The 18,168-nt window shown below is 69.2% G+C and carries 8 protein-coding genes and 1 pseudogene; 5 read left to right on the top strand and 4 right to left on the bottom strand.

Annotated features, from left to right (window positions below; genetic code table 11):
- Positions 1-89 precede the first annotated feature (89 nt).
- The 4 genes and pseudogenes from NC7_RS26120 to NC7_RS26105 all read left to right on the top strand — a co-directional run bounded on the left by NC7_RS26120 (position 90) and on the right by NC7_RS26105 (position 7,320).
- Complete coding sequence (locus tag NC7_RS26120) at positions 90-3,557, top strand: indolepyruvate ferredoxin oxidoreductase family protein (RefSeq protein ID WP_067988096.1); 3,468 nt, start codon at positions 90-92, stop codon at positions 3,555-3,557.
- A 215-nt stretch (positions 3,558-3,772) separates the two neighbouring features.
- Positions 3,773-4,851 (top strand): annotated as a pseudogene (locus NC7_RS26115) (Glu/Leu/Phe/Val dehydrogenase dimerization domain-containing protein).
- A gap of 29 nt (positions 4,852-4,880) precedes the next feature.
- On the top strand, positions 4,881-6,377 hold the full coding sequence (locus NC7_RS26110; RefSeq protein ID WP_067987928.1) for an amino acid permease: 1,497 nt from the start codon (positions 4,881-4,883) through the stop codon (positions 6,375-6,377).
- A gap of 91 nt (positions 6,378-6,468) precedes the next feature.
- Positions 6,469-7,320: a 3-hydroxybutyryl-CoA dehydrogenase gene (locus NC7_RS26105; protein WP_067987925.1), complete on the top strand. Its 852-nt coding sequence runs from the start codon at positions 6,469-6,471 to the stop codon at positions 7,318-7,320.
- Between the two features lie 37 nt (positions 7,321-7,357).
- On the opposite strand, the gene NC7_RS26100 is transcribed toward NC7_RS26105, so the two are convergent.
- The 4 genes from NC7_RS26100 to NC7_RS26085 all read right to left on the bottom strand — a co-directional run bounded on the left by NC7_RS26100 (position 7,358) and on the right by NC7_RS26085 (position 17,174).
- Complete coding sequence (locus NC7_RS26100) at positions 7,358-13,438, bottom strand: non-ribosomal peptide synthetase (protein ID WP_067987922.1); 6,081 nt, start codon at positions 13,436-13,438, stop codon at positions 7,358-7,360.
- A 401-nt stretch (positions 13,439-13,839) separates the two neighbouring features.
- Positions 13,840-14,784: a lysophospholipid acyltransferase family protein gene (locus NC7_RS26095; RefSeq protein ID WP_067987919.1), complete on the bottom strand. Its 945-nt coding sequence runs from the start codon at positions 14,782-14,784 to the stop codon at positions 13,840-13,842.
- 5 nt (positions 14,785-14,789) lie between these two features.
- Positions 14,790-15,608, bottom strand: coding sequence for a GNAT family N-acetyltransferase (locus NC7_RS26090; RefSeq protein ID WP_067987915.1), 819 nt, complete (start codon positions 15,606-15,608; stop codon positions 14,790-14,792).
- Positions 15,609-15,854: 246 nt separating this feature from the next.
- Positions 15,855-17,174, bottom strand: coding sequence for an NAD(P)/FAD-dependent oxidoreductase (locus tag NC7_RS26085; RefSeq protein WP_067987914.1), 1,320 nt, complete (start codon positions 17,172-17,174; stop codon positions 15,855-15,857).
- A gap of 136 nt (positions 17,175-17,310) precedes the next feature.
- Here NC7_RS26085 and NC7_RS26080 point away from each other — a divergent pair, with 136 nt between their 5' ends.
- Positions 17,311-18,165, top strand: a complete 855-nt coding sequence (locus NC7_RS26080; RefSeq protein WP_067988093.1) for a LysR family transcriptional regulator — start codon at positions 17,311-17,313, stop codon at positions 18,163-18,165.
- Positions 18,166-18,168: the final 3 nt, after the last annotated feature.

Here is an 18,168-nt window from a genome sequence, read left to right as displayed (position 1 = left end):
ACCTTTCATGTGACTGTTGACACAGTTCACCGCTTCACGGCACATTTCGCAGCACAGGTAGCAGTTTTCCTACGTGTAGTGAGGTGTTCATGACCAGCGTCGTCTGTTCCACCGCCCGACCGCTGGCCGAACCGGCCGCCCCCTACGATCTCGCCGACCGGTACCGCTCCGGGGCGGGCCCGGTGCTGCTCACCGGGGTGCAGGCGATCGCCCGCCTGCTGGTGGAACAGCATGTGCGCGACATCCGCGCCGGGCGTCGCGTGGCGACCTTCGTCTCCGGCTATCAGGGCAGCCCGCTGGGCGGGGTCGACAAGATGCTGCTCGGCATGCCCGAGGTGCTCACCGAACACGACATCACCTTCGTACCGGGGCTCAACGAGGAGCTGGCCGCGACCTCGGTATGGGGCAGCCAGGCCGACCTGCCCGCCGGTCGCCCGACCCACGACGGTGTGGTGGGCATCTGGTACGGGAAGGGCCCCGGTGTCGACCGAGCGACCGATGCGATCCGCCACGCGAACATGTACGGCGTGAATCCGCGCGGCGGGGTGTTGTTGCTGGTCGGTGACGATCCATCGTCGAGGTCCTCGACGGTGCCCGCCGTGAGCGAACGCTCGCTGGCCGCGATGGGCGTGCCAGTGTTGTTCCCGCGCAATGCGGCCGAGATCATCACCCTCGGCATGCAAGGCATCGCGTTGTCGCGAGCCTCGGGGTGTGTGGTGGCGTTGAAGATCGTCGCCGACGTCGCCGACGGCGCGTGGACGGTCGACTCCGACGTGGCAGACCTTGCCATCTCCACTCCCGAGATCATCTGGGAGGGCAGACCCTTCACCTACCGGCAGCGCCCGATGGCCGCGCCGACCGACAGCTTGCTCGCCGAGGCGGATCTGTACGGGCCGCGCTGGGCAATGGTGCGGGCTTACGGCGCCGCCAACGCCATCGACAGCATCGAGGTGAACCCGACCGATGCCAAGATCGGAATCGCCGCCACCGGAACCACATTCGACGCCGTGCGCCAAGCCTTGCTGGAGCTCGGCGTCGACGAGCCCGCGATGCATCGAGCCGGAATCCGGTTGCTGCGCATCGGCATGCCCTATCCCCTCGGCGCGGCCGAGGTCACCGAATTCGCCCGTGGTCTCGACGACTTGATCGTGGTCGAGGACAAGACCGCCTTCCTCGAAACCCAGATTCGCGAGATCCTCTACGGCACCGCCGCCGCGCCGCGCATTCTCGGCAAGCACGACCAGCGCGGTGGACGGCTGATGCCGGTCGACGGTGAGCTGGACGCCGGGCGGCTGCTCGCCCCGCTGCGCCGCGTGCTGCGCGAGCGCGTCGAGCTGAAAAGGGCCGCGCCACCCGCTCTTCCGCTGGAGGTTCTCGACACCAAGCGCACGCCGTACTTCTGCAGCGGCTGCCCGCACAACCGGTCGACCGCCCTGCCCGAGGGTTCGCTCGGCGGCGGTGGCATCGGTTGCCACACGCTGGTCACCATGTCCGGGCGCACCGACAGCGCCGTCACCGGACTGACGCAGATGGGTGGCGAGGGCAGTCAATGGATCGGGCAGGCGCCGTTCACCGACGTGCCGCACCTGTTCCAGAACATCGGCGACGGCACGTTCTTCCACTCCGGGCAGCTGGCCGTGCAGGCATGCGTGGCGGCGGGAGTGAACATCACCTACAAGCTGCTCTACAACGAAGTCGTCGCGATGACCGGTGCGCAGGAAGTGGGCGGCATGCTCACCGTCGCCCAGCTCACCCACAAGCTCACCGTCGAAGGCGTGCGGCAGATCATCGTCTGCGCCGACGAGCCGCAACGGCATCGCAAGCGGGACCTGGCCAAGGGGACGCTGCTGTGGCATCGCGACCGGCTCGACGAGGCGCAGCGGATGCTGCGCGAGATCGAGGGCGTCACGGTGCTGATCTACGACCAGCACTGCGCGGCCGACGCGCGCAGGCAGCGCAAACGCGGCACACTGCCGGTCCGCACCACGCGCGTGGTGATCAACGAAGCCGTCTGCGAGGGCTGCGGTGATTGCGGTACCAAGTCGAACTGCCTGTCCCTGCAGCCCGTCGACACCGAATTCGGGCGCAAGACCCGCATCGACCAGACCTCCTGCAATACCGACTACAGCTGCCTCGACGGTGATTGCCCGTCGTTCGTGACGGTGGAGGTTTCGCCGGACCGGCGCGTCGGTCGCACCATGGTCGAGCCGCCCGCGGTTGCCGATCCGCGAGCACAAACCCCGCAACGCACCCAGAACGTGCTCATCGCAGGCATCGGCGGCACCGGCATCGTGACGGTGAACCAGGTGCTGGCCACCGCCGCCCTGCGCGCCGGATACGAGGTGGAAACCCTCGATCAGATCGGGTTGAGCCAGAAGGCCGGGCCCGTGGTGTCGCACCTGCGGTTCGCCGGTTCGCAGCTGGAACCGGCCAACCGGCTCACCCCGGGCGGCGCGGACTGCCTGCTCGCCGTCGATCTGCTCACCGCCACCGACCCCCGGTACCTGCGCTACGGCAATGCGGCGAGCACGGTCGCCGTGGCGTCGACGAGCAAGACGCCGACCGGTGACATGGTCTACGACAAGTCTGTCTCCTACCCCGAGACAGCTTCCTTACTGGAACGCCTCGCGGCGGTGACTCATTCGATCAACCATTTCGACGCGCTCGCTGCCGCCGAGACCTTGTTCGGCAATACCGCCGCGGCGAATTTCCTGATCGTCGGCGCGGCCGTGCAGGCCGGTGGACTGCGGTTGCCCGTTGCGGCGATCGAGGAAGCCATCAGGATCAACGGCGTTGCCGTGTCGGCCACCCTGGCCGCGTTCCGCTGGGGCCGGGTCGCCGTCGCCGATCCGGCGGCCTTCGCCTCGGCCGTCGAGGAGGGGCAGCCGCGGCGAGTCGCGCCGACCGCACCGGCGGAACTCCTGGCGCACACCGGCTTCGAGGGCGAGGTACGGCGGATCGTGGAGCGACGGACCGCCGAGTTGATCGGCTACCAGAACACCAAGGTCGCGCGCGGCTACCTCCACACCGTCGAATCCGTTTGGGCGGCAGAACGTTCCGTTACCGAGCGAACCGACTTCAGCGAGGCGGTGGCGCGCGGGCTGTACAAGTTCACCGCCTACAAGGACGAGTACGAAGTGGCGCGCCTGCTGGTCGACCCGGCTTTCCTCGCCGAGGTCCAGGCCAAGGTGCCCGGCGGCGAGAAGCTCACCTACAAACTCCACCCGCCCGTCCTGCGCGCCATGGGCAGAACGAGGAAGATCGGACTCACACCGAAATCCCATGTGGCGCTGAAACTTCTCGCCAAAGGCAAGTTCCTGCGCGGCACGAAGCTCGACCCCTTCGGCTACGCCCACGTGCGCAAGGTCGAACGCGAACTGCTGGCCCATTACACCGCCACGGTGACGCGGCTGGCCGCTGAACTGACCGTAGAGAACTACGAGATGGCCACTGCCGCAGCAGCTCTCGCCGATGTCGTGCGCGGTTACGAGGACATCAAGCTCGCCAATGTCGAGCTGTACCGCGCCGGGCTGCACGATCTCGGGATCGACTTCTGACGACGGCACACAGCTCGCGCGGTCTTCCTCGACTCGCGCCGACCACACCTCCACGGGCACCGGGACCATGCCCGCGTTCGTGAACGCGAGGTGAGCCACACCCGTGCGCACGGCGCCGAATACCTCGGCGCCCGACAACACCAGGCCGCATACCCGCGGCACGAACCAACCGCCCGGACACAACCTGTGGTCGACCCAACCGGAAAGGACCGACAGTGACCGTCGTACACCCCGAAGCAGGAGTTTTCAACCGATCGCACGAGCTCAGCGCCCGCGCCCACGAACAGGTGGTGTTCTGTGAGGACGACCGGTCCGGCCTGAAGGCGATCATCGCCGTCCACTCCACGGCGCTCGGTCCGGCACTCGGGGGGACCCGCTTCTACCCGTACGCCGACGAATCCGCGGCATTGCAGGACGTGCTGCGACTGTCGTGGGGCATGACCTACAAGGCCGCGGCCGCGGGCGTCGATCTCGGTGGTGGGAAGGCGGTCATCATCGGTGACCCGGCGACGGCGAAGAGCGAGGAACTGCTCGCCGCCTACGCGCGCTTCGTCGACACCCTCGGCGGCCGCTATATCACCGCCGGAGACGTGGGCACCGATACCGACGATCTGGACGTCATCGGCAGGCACACCCGCCACGTCACCGGTCGCAGTGTCGGCGCGGGTGGTAGCGGCGACAGCGCCACCCTGACCGCGCTCGGTGTGTTCCACGCGATGCGCGCGGGAGCCGAATCGGTCTGGGGTGCACCGACGCTGGCCGGACGCACCGTCGGCGTGGAGGGCGTCGGCAAGGTGGGTCGCGAGCTCACGGCGCTGCTGCTCGCCGACGGTGCCGAGGTCTGCGTCACCGATGTGAACGAGGCCGCGCTGCGTCGCATCGCCACCGAGCACCCCGAGGTGCGCCTGCTCTCCACCGTCGCCACCGCGCCGGTCGATGTGTACGCACCCTGCGCGCTCGGCGCCACCCTCACGACCGCGACCGCAGCGACGATCGAGGCCGAACTCGTCTGCGGCGCGGCGAACAACCAACTCGCCACCCCCGACGTGGAGGCCGCGCTCACCGGCCGCGGCATCACCTGGGTTCCCGACTTCGTCGCCAACAGCGGTGGGCTCATCCAGGTGGCGGGCGAATTGCGCGCCCTCCACCGGCCGAGGTGGAAGCCGAGGTGGCCGACATCTTCCCGCGCTGTCGCGAGATCATCGCCGCGGCGATCGCCGACGGTATCGGCACCGGCGCCGCCGCCAACCGGTTCGCCGAACGCCGTCTCGACGCCATCCCCCGCTCGCTCTGAGCGCGCCCGAGTTTCGAGGAGGAGACACAGTGGCGATCACGAGCGGGTTGTTCCGCACGAAATCTGTCGAGCAGTCGATCCGGGACACCGATGACCCCGACGCCAAGCTGCGCAAGGACCTGACGGCGAAGGACCTCACGATCTTCGGTGTCGCGGTGGTGATCGGTGCGGGCATCTTCACCCTCACCGCGCGCACGGCGGGCACGGTGGCCGGGCCCGCGGTCTCGCTCGCGTTCGTCTTCGCGGCGATCGCCTGCGGGCTCACCGCGCTGTGCTACGCCGAGTTCGCCTCGACCGTCCCGGTGGCGGGCAGCGCGTACACCTTCGCCTACGCCACCTTCGGTGAGGTGATCGCCTGGATCATCGGCTGGGACCTGATCCTGGAATTCGCGCTCGCGGTGTCGGTGGTCGCCAAGGGGTGGTCGCAATATCTGGGCGACGTGCTCGGGTCGTCGGCGCCGGTGGTCCACCTCGGGTCGGTGAGTTTCGACTGGGGCGCGGTGGTGATCATCGCCGTGGTCGGTGCGCTGCTGGCGACCGGGACGAAGCTGTCGTCGCGGGTCTCGGCCATCGCCGTCGCCATCAAGCTCGGCGTGATCGCGCTGGTACTGGTGGTCGGCGCGACCTATTTCACGCCGTCGAACCTGACGCCCTACATTCCGCCGTCGCAACCCGCCGACGACGGCGCCGGCGGCCTGCACCAATCGCTGTTCTCGTTCACCACCGGCGCCGGTGACACCAGCTTCGGCTGGTACGGCCTGCTCGCCGCCGCCAGCCTGGTCTTCTTCGCCTTCATCGGTTTCGACGTGGTCGCCACCACCGCAGAGGAGACCCGCAACCCGCAGCGCGACATCCCCCGCGGCATCCTCGGTTCCCTCGCCATCGTGACGGTCCTCTACATCGCGGTGTCGCTGATCCTCACCGGCATGGTGTCCTACACCCAACTCGCCGACGGAAACGCCACCCTGGCAACGGCATTCGCCATCCACGGCGCCACCTGGGTGAAGAACATCATCGCGATCGGGGCACTCGCCGGGCTGTCGACAGTGGTGATGGTGATGTTCCTCGGACAGACCCGGGTGCTGTTCGCCATGGCCCGCGACGGCCTGCTCCCCCGCGGCCTCGCGCAGACCGGACGCAAAGGCACGCCGGTGCGGCTCACCGTGATCGTCGGTGTGGTGTGCGCGCTCCTGGCCGGGTTCGTCGACTTCGGCACGCTGGAGGAAATGGTCAATATCGGTACGCTCGTCGCCTTCGTGCTGGTGGCTGTCGGTGTGCTCGTCCTGCGTCGCACCCGCCCCGACCTGCCGCGCGGCTTCCGCGTCCCGTTCGTCCCGGTGGTCCCGATCCTCGGCGCCCTGGCCTGCCTGTGGCTGATGGTCAACCTCTCGATCGAGACCTGGCTGCGCTTCGTCACCTGGATGGCACTCGGTGTCGTCGTCTACGTCGCCTACGGCCGCAGCCATTCCGTCCTCGGTCGCCAGAGGCCGGATCCGGACCAGCCGGAACTGACGACAGTGGGATAGGCCACGTTCCGACGCCTGTGGCACTGAGTGCCAGCCTGGATGAAATAATCGACGCGACAACCAGGGAAATCGCGATGTTGGGAGTTCAGCAGTGGAGTTGATCGGTGTCATCGGTGGCGGCACGATGGGTGCGGGTATCGCCGAGGTGTGTGCCAAGGCGGGCAGCTCGGTGCTCGTGCTCGAGACCAAGCAGGAGTTCGCCGACGCGGCGCAGCAGCGCATCGCCACCTCGATCGGCAAGGGTGTGGCCCGGGGCAAGATCTCCCAGGAAGACGCCGACGCGGCCATCGCCCGCGTGCGGGTGACCCTGGACATGGACGAGTTCGCCGATCGCGACCTGGTGATCGAGGCCGCCCCGGAGATCGAGTCGCTCAAGTACGAGATCTTCGGCAAGCTGGACAAGATCGTCAAGCCCGAGGGCATCCTGGCCACCAACACCTCCTCGATCCCGGTGATCAAGGTGGCCGGTGCCACCGAGCGTCCCGAGCGTGTGGTCGGCGTGCACTTCTTCAACCCGGTGCCGGTGATGCCGCTGGTCGAGATCATCTCCACCCTGGTGACCGCGCCGGAGGCGGCCGAGGCCGTCACCGACTACGCGAAGAACACCCTCGGCAAGCTGACCGTGCAGGCCGGTGACCGTTCCGGGTTCATCGTCAACGCGCTGCTCATCCCCTACCTGTGCTCCGCCATCCGGATGCTGGAGTCGGGTTACGCCACCGCCGAGGACATCGACACCGCGATGAAGGGCGGCTGCGGTTACCCGATGGGCCCGCTGACGCTGCTCGACACCGTCGGCCTCGACATCGCGCTGGCCGCCGCCGAGTCGCTCTACGCCGAGTTCGCCGAGCCGCACTACGCCCCGCCCGCGCTGCTGCGCCGGATGGTCGACGCGGGTCGACTTGGCCGCAAGACCGGTCGCGGGTTCTACGACTACGCCAAGTGAGCACCAGGTCCCGCGCCCGTCTCGGCGCGGGACCTGCTCAGGCGACGCTCGCCGGGGCCGGGAAGAACCCGGTCTCGATGTAGTGGTCGAAATAGCGGGCGATGACTGTTCCGTCGACCGCCGGAATATCGATCGGCAAAGCCTCGGCGGTCTCGACAGCGCTCGACTCGACGGCGCCGAGCACCGAAGCCGGGTTCGCCGCCGCGACCGCCGCCACATAGTTGCCGCTCAGCGCCGATGCGCGCGCCAGGATCGGGTCGACACCCGGCTGTTCGGCGGCCGTCGTGAGCAGGTGCCCGAACTCCATCGGATCGATGAAGTCGAAACGGTAACCGCGACGGAGGATCTCGTCGTAGACGAGACCGAGCGGAATCTCCGGACCGGCCGCCCGGAACACTCGCCCCAGTGCCGAATCATCACGTGACCGACGCACGATGCCCGCCGCGACGTAGTCGACCGGTGCCATCCCGATCGCGACCGCGCGCACGTCGACGGCCGAACCGAGCACGAGCATCGAACGCAGCATCGTCCACCAGGCGTCCTCGGCCGGGGCCACGCCGGTGCGGGAATCGCCGGTGATCAGGCCGGGCCGGTAGACCGCGATCGGCAGACCGCGCTCGGCGGCCGTGTGCATCAGCTGTTCGGCGACCCACTTGGTGAGCGCATAGCCCGGAAGCCCGGCCGGGACGCCGTCCGCCTGCGGAATGCCCGCCAGCACCGACGTCGTCGACACGTAGTGCACCGGTTTGACGCGGGTGGTGGTGGCCAGCCGCAGCACCTCGGTGGTTCCGCCGACGTTGGCCTCACGCATCCGTCCGTACGGTTCGAGATGGTTCACCAGCGCGCCGTTGTGGTAGATCACGTCGATCCGGTCGGCCAGGTCGGCGAAGTGACGCGGGTCGATGCCGAGCCGCGGGCGGGCGAGATCGCCGGGGACACCGGCCAATCGGGCCCGGTCGACCGCGATGCCGTAACCGGCGGCCGTGGCGACCACCCGGTCCAACGCGGCGGTGGCGTCGGCGGCACGCACCAGGCAGTGGATGGTCGCGGTGGTGTGGTCGAGCAGTTCGCGCAGCAGGAAGCTGCCGAGGAAGCCGGTGGCGCCGGTGAGCAGGATGTTCGCCGGTTCGCCCGAGCGCGGTGGGGCGCATCCGTCGAGCGTGATCGACGGATCGAGCGCCCGGTCCAGCGCCGGATCGGGCCCGGTCGAGGAGGCCGCCTTCTCGTCGCGCAGGGCCAGCGCCAGGTCGCTGACCAGCGGATAGCTGAACAGCAGGCGCAAGGCGACCTCGATGCCGAGCCGGTGCGCCAGTCCCGCGCGTACCCGGATCGCCGACAGCGAGGTACCGCCGAGGACGAAGAAGTCGTCGTCGCGGCCGACCCGCTCGAGCTCGAGTACGGTCGCGAACACCTCGGCGACCGCCCGCTCGTCGTCGGTGACCGGCGCCTGGTACTCGCGGATCTCCCGCGCGGGCGCGGGCAGCGCCTTGCGATCGAGCTTGCCGGTGGCGCCGAGCGGGAACTCGTCGAGCACCAGCACCCGGTGCGGAATCATGTAGGGGGGCAACAGGGTTCGCGCGGTGGCCAGTACCTCGGCGACATCGGCGCCCGATGGCGTGACGTAGCCGACGAGTTGTTCGTGATGCACCGTCACCGCCGCACCGGCCACCGAGGGATGCGCGCGCAGCGCGGCTTCGATCTCCCCGGGCTCGATACGCAGCCCGTGCAGCTTGAGCTGCACGTCGGTGCGGCCGAGATAGGTCAACCGACCGGTGGGCAGGCGGCGCACCAGATCACCGGTGCGGTACATGCGTTCGCCGACCGGACCGTACGGGTCGGCGACGAACCGCTCCGTCGTGCGACCAGGACTACCGAGATAGCCGCGCGCCAGCTGGGCACCGGCCAGATACAACTCACCGGGCGTGCCGGGGGGTACCGGCCGCAGCCGGGCGTCGAGCACGTAAGCACGAGAGTTCCAGTGCGGCAAGCCGATCGGGACGATGCGCTCACCCACGTCGGTGACGTCGGCGGCGGTGATCGACACGGTCGCCTCGGTCGGCCCGTACAGGTTGTGCAGCCGACCCGAGGTGACGGCGGCGAAGCGGGCGATGGTCGCGTTCGGCAGCGCCTCACCACCCACCCACACCGCACGCAGCGATCGCAGCGTGCCCGCGGGCGCGGCGTCGAGGAGCATCTGCAGCACCGACGGCACGATCGTCGTGCCGGTGACACCGTGACGTGCGAGGAGATCCGCCAGATAGGCCGGGTCGGTGAGCCCGTGCGCGGCGGCGACGACCATGTGCGCGCCCGCGCGCAGCGGGGTCGCGAAGCCGATCATCGAGGCGTCGAAGGTGAACGGAATCGACTGCAGCACCACATCGGCGGCGCCGACGGCGTACTCGCCGACCATGAACGCGGCCTGGTTCACGATGGCCGAGTGCGGCACCCCGACACCCTTGGGCTTACCGGTGGAGCCCGAGGTGAAGATCACGTACGCCAGGTCGAGGGTGCGCAGCGGGCGCAGCCGGTCGGCGTCGGTGAGCCAGCTGTCCGAGAAAGCGTTCAGCGCACCGGAATTCGCGACCAGGTCCACCGAGATCACGGGCGGTCCGTCGACCTCGACGGTGTCGGACACCGTGGTGAGCACGCAGACCGGACGCGCGACGGCCAGGATGTCGGCGCGGCGTTCGGCGGGCGACTCCGGGTCGATCGGCACGTACGCACCGCCCGAGGCGAAGACCGCGTACATGGCCACGACCAGGTCGAGCGAGGGCCGGATCGCCACTCCGACCGTGCTGCCGGGGCCGACCCCGGTGGCCACGAGCAGCCGGGCCAGCCGGTTGACCCGGCTCGCGAGCTCGCGGTAGGTCAGGGTCCGATCGGCGAAGGTCACCGCGGGCGCCTCGGGCCTGCGCGCGGCCTGCGCGCGGAACTCGTCCAGCAGGGTCACATCGGGGACCAGCCGGATCTCGCCCGCCGGTTCCGTCCGCTCGAACTCGGTGAGCAGGGGCAGGTCACCCACCGCGCTGTGCGGGTGGTCGACAGCGGCCGCGAGCAGGGTGCCGAGGCGAGCGCCGAGGGCCGCCATGGTCGAGGCGTCGAACAGGGCGGTGGCGTAACGCCACGAACACCGCAGACCGGCGGGGCCGTCGCCGTCGTCCTGGGGAACGACCGTCAGCTGCAGGTCGACGGGGGCCACGTCGTCGCCGAGATCCACTGCCGCCACACTCAATTCGGGCAGGTCCAGCCGCGCGGCGCCGAAGTTCTGGAACGACAGCGCCACCTGGTAGAGCGGATGATGCGCCTGGGTGCGCGGCGGATCCAGTTCGGCGACAAGACGTTCGAACGGCACATCGGCGTGGCCGAAGGCGGCCAGGTCGCTCTCGCGGACCCGGTCGAGCAGCGCGGCGAACGGTTCACCGGCGGCGATCCGGGTGCGCAGGACGACGGTGTTGACGAACATACCTACCAGATCGTCGAGTTCGGGCTCACCCCGCCCCGCCACCGGTGCGCCGAGGGTGATGTCGTCGGTGTCCGCCAGCCGGGCCAGCAGTACGGCCAGTGCCGTGCGCACCACCATGAACAGCGACGCGTTGTGTTCGCGGGCAAGGTTTTCCAGGCCGCGATGCAGGTCCGCGTCGAGGGCGAAATGGTGCGCGGCGCCCCTGGTGCCCGCGATCGGGGGACGGGGACGGTCGGTGGGAAGTTCGAGCAGCGCGGGCGCTCCCGCGAGGGCGGTGCGCCAATAGCCGAGCTGGCGCGACAGCATCGAGTCGGGATCGTCGGCGGCGCCGAGCAGTTCGTGCTGCCACAGGGTGTAGTCGGCGTACTGCACCGGCAGCGGCTCCCACCCGGGGGCGCGCCCCTCGGTGCGGGCGATGTAGGCCGTCATCAGGTCGCGAGTGAGCGGGCCGAGCGAGAATCCGTCGGTGGCGATGTGGTGGACGACCACGGCCAGGACGTGTTCGGTCGCCGAGAGCTGGAAGACCGTGGCGCGCACCGGCACCCGCGCGCACACGTCGAAACCGCCGACAGTGAGCCGGGCGAGTCCACCGCGCAGGTCGGCCTCGTCGATCGCGGTCACCGCCACGTCCAGACCGGCCTCGGCCACGGACAGCACACGCTGGAAACCCTGGCCGTCGTGCTCGGGGTAGACGGTGCGCAACACCTCGTGGCGCTCGAGCACATCGTCGAGGGCGGCGGTCAGCGCGGCGGTGTCGAGTGGACCGGACAGGCGCAACGCGACCGGGATGTTGTAGGTGCTCGCGTCGGGATCGAGGCGGGCCATGAACCACATGCGCTGCTGGGCCAACGACAGCGGGACGCGGGCACCGCGCGCACGACGGGTGAGCGGGACGCGGGTATCGGCGACCAGACCGGCCAGCGCGGTCGCCAGCGCGGCGACGCTCGCGTGTTCGAACACGGTGCGCGCGGGCACCCGCACGCCGGTGAGGGCGCCGAGCCGCCCGGCCAGGCGGGTGGCGAGCAGGGAGTTGCCGCCGAGGGCGAAGAAGTCGTCGTCGCGACCGACCCGGTCGGCGCCGAGCAGCTCGGCGAAGACCTGGGCGACGGTGCGTTCGGCTTCGGTGCGCGGCTCGGCGAATTCGCGGGTGGCCAGGTCCGGATCGGGCAGGGCACGGTGATCGAGTTTGCCGACCGGGGTGAGCGGCAGCTCGTCGAGCACCACGATGGCCGACGGCACCGCGTGCTGGGGCAGCCGCTGCTCGGCGCGGTGGGTGAGCGAGGCGGTGTCGACGGTGGCACCGGGTGCTGGCACCACATAGGCGACGAGGGCGTCGACCCCACTGGGCAGCGTCCTGATCAGCGTCGCGGCGAAGTGCACCGTGTCGTCGGCCGCGAGCACCGCGTCGATCTCGCCCAGCTCGATGCGGAAACCACGCAGCTTCACCTGGGCGTCGGTGCGACCGAGGAACCGCAGACCCATCCCGCCGGGCACCGGAACCCATTGCACCAGGTCACCGGTGCGGTACAGCCTGCCGCCGGTCACCGGATCGGCGACGAAACGGCTCGCGGTGAGCCCGGCGCGATCGTGGTAGCAGCGGGCGAGCCCGGCCCCGGCCAGGTACAACTCGCCGGGAACGCGGTCGGGCACCGGATGCAGCCGGGCGTCGAGGACGACGGCCCTCATGCCGGGGATGGTGTCGCCGATCGTCACCACGTCGCCCGGATCGAGCCGGTCGCTCATGGCACACACGATGGTGGTTTCGGTCGGGCCGTAGACGTTGAAGAAGGAGCGGCCCGGTGCCCACTGCGCGATCAGTTCCGGCGGATAGGCCTCGCCGCCGACGGCGAGCGCCCGCAGCTCGGGCAGCACCGAAGCGTCGAGACCGGCCAGGGCGGCGGGGGTGATGAAGGCGTGGGTCACCCGCTCGGTGCGCAGCAGCTCGGTGAGCTCGTCGCCGCCGTACACCTGCGGCGGCGCGATGACCATCGTGGCGCTCGCACCCACCGCCAGCAGCAATTCGAGCATGCTGGCATCGAAGCTGGGTGAGGAGAAATGCAGTGTGCGCGAGTCGGAGTCGATGCCGAAGCGGCGGACCTGCTCGACGCACAGCCCCGCGAGACCGGTGTGGGTGACCGAGACGCCCTTGGGCACGCCGGTGGAGCCCGAGGTGTAGATGATGTAGGCCAGCTCGTCGGGACGCAGCGGACCGGTGCGCTCGTCGGCGCACACCGGCGCGTCGGAGACCGCGGCGAGTTCCGTCGCGTGGGCAGTGGAATCGATGGCCAGCCAACGGATTCCGGTGTCGAGGCGGGCGGCGTCGTCGGCCTTCGCCAAGCCGAAGCCCGCACCGGAGTCGCCGAGCATGTGGGCGACGCGCTCGGCCGGATAGCGCGGGTCGACCGGCACGAAGGTGACACCACACTTGGCCGACGCCCACACCGCGACCACCGACTCGATCGAGCGGGTCAGCGCGAGGACGACGCGGTCACCGGGACCGAGACCACGGGCGATGAGCACGCGAGCCAGCCGCGAGGACCACTGGTCCAGCTCGGTGTAGGTGAGCGAGCGCCCGGCGAACCGCAGCGCGGTGGCCTCGGGGGCTCGCTCGACGGCCGCCGTCAGCAGCCGGGGCAGGGTGGCGGACGCCGACACTCGTCCACGTCGAACGGGGCGGGGACGACGGACGCCAGAAACTTGCTCGGTCACCGGAAACGCTTCCCTTCACCATGGATCAACCCATGCGTTCGCACTGCTCACGCGCCGCCGGGCGACGACTACACCCGGCGTATCGGGAAAATCCTGCGTGACGGTACCGCAAATATCTCATTTAGTTCACGGCATCGCCAATTCGGAGGTTTCAGTTCACACCGAAGTGGGTAAAGGGGACTCTTCGGTCAGCCGTGCAGGTCACGCGGCGGTCAGGGCAGCATGACACGCACGCCCTGCGGTAGAGCCCTTTTCACATTTGCGGCCCACGGGCCCCTCGGGGCAGGACAAAAACGGCAGCGGAGGCCGCGCTCGCGACCTCCGCTGGGAAAACAGACCGGAAGGGGTTACCAGGCGGTAGCTCTGGCGGGCACCGGATCCTGCTGCGCCGCCGAGGGATCCTGCACGCGCGTATTGCCCGATTCGATCCACTCCGTGTCGAGCACACCGTGGCGCGAGTGATCGGCGCCGCGAATCGCGCGCTCGCACCGGCGGGCCAGGTCACGGCGGTCGGTGCCGGGATGTTCGCGCGGTTCGAGCACGATCTCGACCGTCATCCCCTTGCTGCGCAGTACCCGTTTCGCCGAGTCGGCGAAGGTGTCGTCACCGACGAAACCCGGTACGGTGCACGGCGTTCCGTGGCTGTCCAGGTAGCGCAACCGCACCGGCTGTACCGGGGTGCCGGTGTCGACGGCGGCCTGGAACATGGCGGGGCGCAGCGAGCCGTAAGCCCTACCGCACCACGTGGTGCCCTCGGGGAACACCACGATCCGGTTACCGGCACTCAACCGCTGCGCGACCTGCCCGACCACGCCGGGTAGTTCGCGCAACCGAGCCCGCTCGATCGGGATCACCCGGGTGAGCTGGGCCAGCTTGCCCAGCAGCGGCCATTCGACCATGTCGGCGCGCGCCACGAAACTCACCGGCTGCACGGCGGCCAGCGCGACCACATCCGCCCAGCCGATGTGCCCGGCCACCACCATCATCGGCGTGCCCGGGTCGGCGAACCCGGCCGCCGCGGCCTCGGTGCCGCGATTGTCGATGACGCGCAGCCGCATCCCCAAGCAGCGCAACGCGGCTCGCGCGTAGCGGCGCTGCATGTCCTCGCGGCGTGCCTTCGGGGTGGCGATGGTGAGGACCGGGAAGCCGAGCACCAGCCCGGCCATCCCGGCCAGTCGGGTCACCATTCTGGCGGTACCGACCTGGTCGATCGGTTCGATACAGCCGGAACCACAGGGGCTCGACGGCATCCACGAGTGCGAGTGGGGGGCGGGCGGCGCGTCGAACACCATGGCGGTTACTTCCCGTCGAAATTGGCGGCCGCGCTCTGCAGCCGCTCCAGGTACCGGGTGTTGATGGTTTCCATACCGAGCAGCGCGACGAAGTCGGCGACCGCGAAATCGGGGTCGTGCGCCGGTTCGCCGCAGATCTCGGCACCAAGGCGCAGGTAGCCGCGTAACAGCGGCGGTAGCTTCGGGCGGCTCGGCGGAGTCAGTTGGTCGAGCGACAGTCCGTCGACGACGACCGGGTTGTACGGCTCCACATAGCGTTCCGGGTCGCAGGAGTGGCGACCCAGCAGCATGTCGCGCACGCCACGCACATTCACCCCGGCGGGGTCCTGCGGGGTGTCGCGCATGGGCACCGACACACACCCCATCACCCAGTCGTAGCCGGTGAGCTGGATGTAGTGCAGGATGCCCGCCCACATGAGGGTGAGCACCGACCCGTTGCGGTGGTCGGGCACCACACACGCACGGCCCATCTCCACGATGCGGTGACCCTCGGGGTCGAGCCGGGTGAGGTCGAATTCGGTGGCGGTGTAGTACCCGCCCGCCGCGATCACCTTGTCCGGCGGCAACATCCGGTAGCAGCCGACGAACTGTTCGGTGAACTCGTCCCGGACGAGCAGGTGATCGCAGTGCTCGTCGAACCGGTCGGCGTCGAGACCGGTACCGTTGTCGGGCATCTGGAAACCGGGTTCGGCGGCGAAGACCTGGAAGCGCAGGCGCTGCGCGGCTTCGCGATGCTCGGCGTCGGAGGCGACGACGAGCGAGTAGCGAGACTTCCCCACCCCGGAGTCCGGCGCAGGCGCGGTCAACACGGACGAAATTGTCATACCGCTGATGAAGCCAGCCCGACTTGGCATCGGGGCGACGCCGCAGTGTCGTGTCGATGCCCGTTCGGTGAACGAGACACCCGTCACACCCGGCGTTCACCGACCCGCTGCCCATCGTTCGCCCACCTGCGGGTTTCCGGTCGAAGTCGGTGGATTTCGCGGGAGATCCGCCCTGCCGACGCGCAGCGCGTGGCTTGCGGAATGCGAACGACCCGCCGAGTCGTCGGCGGGTCGTTCGGGGTCGGATCAGGCCGCGACGCGGTCCTTCTCGTCGCTCGGCGTACGGTCGTCGGTCGTGGTCGGCTCGGCGTCGGGCGTGCTCGCCGGGAGCTCACGCACCTCGGCCTCGGCGAAACCGGGGCGGGCGGTACCGGCGAACGCGACCAGCCAGGAGGCCACCGCCGCGAAGCGGTTGCGGAACCCGACCAGGTACATCAGGTGCACGGCCAGCCACATCGCCCAGGCGATGGTGCCGCGGAAGGTGATGCGCTCGTTGAGTTTCACCACGGCGCTGAACCGGCTGATCACCGCCATGCTGCCCTTGTCCCAGTAGACGAAGGGGGTGCCCGCGTCCTTCTTGCCGCGAATGATGTCGGCGGCGTGACGGCCCTCCTGCATGGCCACCGGCGACTGGCCGGGGTAGCCGTTGAGCGAGGTCATGTCGCCGATGGCGTAGATGTCGGCGTGCCCGCCCACGGTCAGGTCGGGGTTGATCAGGATGCGGCCCGCGCGGTCGGTCTCGGCGCCGGTGGCCTCGGCGAGCATGGTCGCGAAGCCGCCCGCCTGCACGCCCGCCGACCACACGACGGTCTCGGCGGCGATACCGCGTTCGATGCCCTCCTTGTCGCGGACCGTCACCTTGCCCTCGGCGATGTCGGTGACGAAGGTACCGAGCAGCACCTGCACGCCGCTACCCTCGAGCGAACGCTTGGCGTATTCCGAGAGCCCACCACCGAACGGCGGCAGGACCGCGTCGGCGCCCTCGACCAGGGTGACCGACACCTTCTGGTGGAAGTGGCGCTTCGCGAGTTCCTTGATCTGGCCCGCCACCTCGACACCGGTCGCGCCCGCGCCGACGACCACGAAGCTGAGCAGCTTGCGCTTGGTCGCCTCGTCGGCGTGCTCGGCTTTGGCGAAGACGCCTGCGATCTGGTCGCGCAGGCGTTCGGCGTCGTCGATGGTCTTGAGCGAGAAGGTCTTGTCGGCGAAGTCGTCGCGGCCGAAGTAGCTCTGGCTGGCGCCGGTGGCCGCGATCAGCGAGCCGTAGCGGATCTGGCGGGTGCCCTCGGCGGTCTCGTAGGTGAGCACGGCGGCGTCGGCGTCGATGCCGGTGACCTTGCCGAGGCGGACGTCGGCCTCGGGGTGGCGGCGCAGTACGTTCTTGATCGGCGGGGCGATTTCCTCGGAGTCGAGTACGCCGGTCGCCACCTGGTACAGCAGCGGCTGAAACAGGTGCTCCGGGGTGCTCGAGATCAACACGAAGTTGATTCGCGACTTGGCCAGCTGCTTGGCCGCGGCAAGTCCGCCGAAGCCCGAGCCGACGATGACGACATCGGTGTGTTCCATGATCGCGCGCTCTCCAAGATCGGTAATGAATTCTTTCCTATGAGTAAACGCGATGCGGAACGCAAACGTTTCCCCCGCGTGGGCGCATAATGAAGATGACTCTTATCTGCATAACTAATATATGGGAGGTCAGCCGGTGGAGCTGCGTCAACTTTCGTACTTCGTGGCGGTCTGCGAGGAGCTCAGTTTCAGTCGGGCGGCCAGCCGCTGCTTCATCTCACAGTCGGCCATCAGCCACCAGATCGCCCGCCTGGAACGCGACCTCGGCGCGCAGCTTTTCGAACGGACCACCCGGGCCGTTGTACCCACCGAAGCGACGCTGCGACTGCTCCCCCTGGCCAAGCAGATGCTGAGTCTCGAGTCGGCGATCCGGGCGGCCGTGCGCACCACCGGCCCGCGAATTCGATTGGCCGCCAACATGTCTTTCGCGGCGCCGTCGCTGTCCGCGATCGCGACCGCGCGGGCGGCGCACCCCGATGCCGAGATCGAATACGTCATCAAACCGTTCCGTCAGCGGATCACCGCCGTCGCCGACGGTGACTGCGATCTGGCCTTGATCCGCGGCAGCGTGGAGCAGCCAGGGCTGGCCGTGGAACAGCTGTGGGTGGAGGATCTCGTGATCGCCATCTCCAGCAGTCATCCGCTCGCCGAGCGCGGTGCGGTCACGCTGGCCGAACTCAGCCCCTACCCCCTGCTGCTCCCCCCGGAACAGGAGCAGGTGTTGTTGCACACACTCATCCGCTCGGCCTTCGCCGACCTGCCGACCGGCCCGACGTTCGGCCCGCCCATCCCACCCGACCACACAGCGACCATGGAGCTACTCAACCGGCCGGAGTCCTGGACGATCCTCTACGAGGGACCGACCAAGGGGTTGCTCACCCTCGACCTCACCGACCACCGGTTGCGGATCCCGGTGTCGGCAGTGCTGCGCGAGGATGCCCGGGAGAACACGATCGTCAAGACGCTGCTGGACGCCCTGCATCACGACTGAGCC

Source organism: Nocardia caishijiensis NBRC 108228 (genome assembly GCF_001612825.1).
In the GTDB taxonomy this organism is placed as follows: domain Bacteria; phylum Actinomycetota; class Actinomycetes; order Mycobacteriales; family Mycobacteriaceae; genus Nocardia; species Nocardia caishijiensis.
The sequence above is the reverse complement of the archived record's forward strand: the minus strand, read 5'-3'. Positions and strand labels throughout refer to the sequence as shown.